Origin of the sequence: Clostridium collagenovorans DSM 3089, from assembly GCF_900130005.1 — a bacterium.
GTDB lineage: Bacteria > Bacillota > Clostridia > Clostridiales > Clostridiaceae > Clostridium_D > Clostridium_D collagenovorans.
The window spans coordinates 1-4,990 of the sequence record NZ_FQXP01000023.1 but is presented as its reverse complement, the minus strand read 5'-3'; the positions used below and the strand labels follow the sequence as shown (position 1 = coordinate 4,990).

The window sequence follows — 4,990 nt, the reverse complement described above, 5'->3', positions numbered from 1 at the left end:
CTGAATCACATATATCTCCTTGAACAAATATATGATTTTCATTATTCTCTACTGACTTTAAATTTTCTAAGTTTCCTGCATATGTTAAAGCATCTAGATTTATAATCTTTATGTCTTCATACTTATTTAACATATATAATACAAAGTTAGAACCGATAAATCCTGCTCCACCCGTAACTAAATAAGTTTTCATAAACTATTCTCCTTTATATTCAAATGGTATATCTAATTCTTTTAATGTCTTTTGATTTTTATCCTTTTCAGATAATAAAATTTCTTCTATTCCTTCTAATGGCCACTGAACATTTATATCTGGATCATTCCATAGCACTCCACCATCATATTCTGGTGCATAAAAATCTGTACATTTATAATTAAATACAGCTTCATCAGAAACAACTAAAAAGCCATGAGCAAACCCTTCTGGCACATAAAACTGTCTTTTATTTTCTTCGCTTAAAAGTACGCCTTCCCATTGTCCAAAAGTTGGTGACCCCTTTCTTAAATCTACAGCAACATCATAAACCGAACCCTGAGTTGCTCTAACAAGTTTTCCTTGAGTGTGCTTTGTTTGAAAATGCAATCCTCTTAGTACTCCTTTTTTAGATTTAGATTCATTATCCTGTACAAACTCCATAGTAAGTCCAGCTTCAAAAAAGTCTTTCTTACTATAGGTTTCCATAAAATATCCTCTATTATCACCAAATACCTTTGGTTCTATAATATATAGATCTTTTATCTTAGTTTCAATAAAATTAAAACTCATATTACCACCTACTCTTAAATATACTTTAATAATCATATTATAAATTTAAACATGATTATTAATAACTTTTAATATATTGCTTTTTAAACATTTATTTTATTACTTCTCTTCGATTATATCAATTAAGTATTTACCGTACCCTGTTTTCATTAATGGTTTCGCTAACTCTCTAACTTTATCCTTAGTTATCCATCCTTGTCTATATGCTATCTCTTCTAAACATGCTATATAAGTACCTTGTGTGTTTTGAACCGCTTCTACAAAGTTAGATGCCTGTAACATAGAGCTATGCGTTCCTGTATCAAGCCATGCCATACCTCTCCCTAATAAACTAACCTTAAGATCATTTTCTTCCATATAAATCTTATTTAAGTCTGTAATTTCAAGTTCCCCTCTTTTAGAAGGTTTTAAATTTTTAGCCTTTTCCACTACTGTATTATCATAAAAATATAGTCCTGGAACTGCATATTTAGACTTCGGTACTTCCGGCTTTTCTTCAATGGAAAGAACATTTCCTTCTGCATCAAATTCAACCACGCCAAAAGCAGTTGGATTTTGAACATAGTATCCAAAAATACATGCTCCCTTTTCTAATTTTGCTGCATTTTGTAAGCTCTTACTAAAGCTTTGACCCCAAAAAATATTATCTCCTAGAATCATTGCTACGTCATCATTTCCTATGAACTCTTCACCAATTATAAAAGCTTCTGCTAATCCATTTGGTGCACTTTGAATCTTATATTCTATATTTAATCCCAAATCAGAACCATCTTGAAATAACTCTTTAAAATGTGGTAAATCTCTCTCAGTTGAAATAATTAATATATCTTTTATTCCTGCAAGCATTAAAACTGACATAGGATAATATATCATTGGTTTATCATATATGGGAACCATCTGTTTAGACATAGCCTTAGTGACCGGATACAATCTCGTACCTGACCCACCTGCTAATATAATTCCTTTCATACTTGTCACTCCTTTTTAAATCCAATAGTTTTTATTCAGTGAAGATTTTATTATAAAATTTCTCGGTAGCTTATTAAATCTTTTTCCTAAGTTACTTCCTATAAATCTAGCTCCAAAATTAGGAATTAAGTTTAAAAGTACAGATATATTTCTTTCTTTTATGGATCTCTTAAATGCATATTTTGCTAATTTAAATCCACTTTCATTTGCTTTGTATTGTAATAAATACGAATGTTGCTTTAAAAACACACCAGTATCGAAATATCTATTATACAACTGTTTCAGAGTAAATACATGAGAGTGATATACTTCTGAATCTGCACAGTATTTTATTCTATATCCGCTAGTAATAATTTTATATGCTATATACATATCTTCATTTATAATTAAATTCTTACCATCATATCCATTTACTTCAAGATAAACATCTTTTCTTATAGCCGATGACGCATCTGAATAAAAGAATGTTAACAATCCATATTGGTCAATATCTTTTTCACTTACTACTCTTGATTTTTCCGGATAGTTATTTTCTCTAATATATTTCTCTATACTATTATTTGTACATAATTGTCTACTAAACGCTGCTTCACATTCATTATTTATAATTGGTTCAACTAAATTTTTAAGCCATAAATCATTTTTCATAACAACATCCTGAGAAATAAAAACTAAAATATCTCCTGTAGCTTTATATGCCATCATTTCTCTTGTCTTACTATGAGAAAAATCTTTTGCGTCTATAAGAATATAGTCCACTTGGAGTTTTTTTAAAAGCTCCTCTGTATTATCCTTACTTTCGGTTAATACATATTTTATTTCTAACTCTTCCAAAAAATCCTTTTTCTGCTCTAGTATATTAGAATGCAATTTTTCAATATATTTTTCTGCATTATATAAAGGACACACTATAGAAACCTTCATTATTTACATAGCCCCTTCTTTTTTTATTACAGAGATAATAGTTTTAAAGATTATTTTTACATCCATGGATATCGACCTATTATCTATATAGAACATATCCATCTGCACTCTTTCTTCATAACTAGTATCACTTCTACCGTTAGCTTGCCAATATCCTGTCAATCCTGGTTTAACACTAAAAAGTTTATCAGCATATTCACCATATTTTTGTATTTCCTTTTTAATTATAGGTCTTGGTCCTACAATTGACATATTTCCTAGTATTATATTAAACAATTGAGGTAATTCATCTAAGCTAGTTTTTCTCAGAAAATTCCCCACTTTTGTTATTCTAGGATCATTTTCTAATTTGAAGTTTTTTTCAAATTCTTTTTTTTGCTCTGCTGTAAAATTTCTTAATACTTCTTCAGCATTCTCAACCATAGACCTAAACTTATAAACCTTTATTAATTTACCATTTTCTCCAATACGAGTATGTCCAAAGACAGCTGGGCCTGATGAGTCTACCTTTATACAAATAAAGATTATAATAAAAACAGGTGACAATATAACTAATGCTAAACTTGCTATAATAACATCAAAAAATCTTTTTATTATATTATAAGCTGAGTATGACTTAGAATTAACATCCATTTTATTCTCTAAAGCTTCCGTTTGTACCTTTTGCATTTTTTCCTCCAATTTTCAACATATATCATAATATATATTTCAATTTCATTAACAATATTATACTTTTATATTTGAATAATTCACCAAAAATAATTATCATATTTACATTATCTAATTAAATTCCCCTTAGAATTATACATAAAAACATATTATTTGTCTACTTATCACACCATAAAATAAATATAATTGTTATTATATTATCCAAAATATAAGAATTTTATTTAATATATCTTACAAGAAAGTTTTAGACTTTTTGATTTAGTATAAAATTTTCTTAAAACTTTTTAATCTTTTAATAAGTATTACTATTATTTTTAATTATAATATCTTTTTATTAAAATTTAACATTACAATTTGTTAACTTTTTAAGAATTTGTTTCTATAATTCTCTTTATTCTTTATTTATGTATATGTCGTATCTTTTAGAAGGTTTTTGTACTAATATTAATGTATATATAATTATTAATTTTTTTAAAAATAGCTGTTGATAATTAATTTATCAACAGCTATCTTTATTTTATAAAGTTAATTTCCGTATAAGTTTTTTTCAATTATGGTACTTATTTTCTCTGCCATCTCATTTCTTTTTTCATTACTAGTTATCTTTGAAATATCTGATTTATTTGTTATAAATCCACATTCTAATAATAAAGCAGGCATATTAGTTCTACTTGTAACATATAATTCTCTATCTTTATTACCTCTGTTACTATAACCTACTGATGACATAGCATTAACTATCTCTGCACCCATTACTTGACTTTTTACAGCTTCTATACATGGAGTTATATCATATTTACCATCTGTATTGGAAAGCACACCTTCATTATCTAGCCCTGGTTTCCATGTACTATAAAAAGAAGTAACCCCATTTGCACTTGAATTTGTAAAAGAATCATGATGTATACTTATAAATAAATCAGCTTTACTATTATTAGCTATAGTAACTCTATCTTGTAGTGAAACTGATTGGTTATTAGCATTTCTAGTCATTATAACCATAAATCCCTTATTCTCTAACTTTTCTTTTAAAGTTTCAGCTACCTTTAAGTTTACCTCTTCCTCTCTGTATGTTACACCATCAATTACAGAACTTGCTCCTGGATCACTTCCACCATGACCTGCATCAATAATTATAGTTTTTCCTACTATAAACTCTTTTGATCCCATAATTGTAGTAGAATCCTTATTATAAACTTTTACAGCAACAATATTTTTCCCTGTCAATAATCCTGTAGTATCTACCATACATGAATATCCACTTTTAGATGCTACATTATAATTGTATTCTGGATAAGCAGCAGCAACGTCCTCTCTATCTAATCCATGTTGAGCATTCATAATCAACTTATTATTTACGTATATTTCAACTTTCTCTACTGTTGAATCACTTAATGTCCATCCTCTAACAAGCATTTTTTCACCTTTATTTACTACTTGCTTATTATATGGATTATCAATTTGAAGTCTTAAGTTCAACTTCTTCATCTTAAAATAGGTAGTTGATGTTTGTACCTCACCATCATTTGCTATTACTTCAACTGTTACTCTATGGTTTCCTTGATAAATATTATTTTTATTTATTACATAGTTATATCCTGATGTCTTACCATTTTTATACCCTGGATAAACTCTATCTACATCAGGTCTTGATAGTCCTAA

6 protein-coding genes are annotated in these 4,990 nt (G+C 28.0%); all 6 read right to left on the bottom strand.

Features of this window, described 5'->3' with window-relative positions:
* The coding region (locus tag BUA48_RS15185) for a GDP-mannose 4,6-dehydratase (protein WP_143147738.1) at positions 1–193 on the bottom strand (193 nt) is incomplete at its 3' end.
* A gap of 3 nt (positions 194–196) precedes the next feature.
* Entirely contained in the window at positions 197–766 is a 570-nt protein-coding gene (gene rfbC / locus BUA48_RS15180) for a dTDP-4-dehydrorhamnose 3,5-epimerase (RefSeq protein WP_072832886.1), read from the bottom strand.
* A 99-nt stretch (positions 767–865) separates the two neighbouring features.
* Positions 866–1,735 (bottom strand): glucose-1-phosphate thymidylyltransferase RfbA, encoded by an 870-nt coding sequence (gene rfbA, locus BUA48_RS15175; protein WP_072832885.1) that lies wholly within the window; start codon positions 1,733–1,735, stop codon positions 866–868.
* Positions 1,736–1,750: 15 nt separating this feature from the next.
* Entirely contained in the window at positions 1,751–2,659 is a 909-nt protein-coding gene (locus BUA48_RS15170; RefSeq protein WP_072832884.1) for a glycosyltransferase family 2 protein, read from the bottom strand.
* A gap of 3 nt (positions 2,660–2,662) precedes the next feature.
* On the bottom strand, positions 2,663–3,292 hold the full coding sequence (locus tag BUA48_RS15165) for a sugar transferase (RefSeq protein ID WP_423231115.1): 630 nt from the start codon (positions 3,290–3,292) through the stop codon (positions 2,663–2,665).
* Between the two features lie 561 nt (positions 3,293–3,853).
* Positions 3,854–4,990: N-acetylmuramoyl-L-alanine amidase family protein (locus BUA48_RS15160; protein WP_143147737.1), on the bottom strand; the 1,137-nt coding region annotated here is incomplete at its 5' end.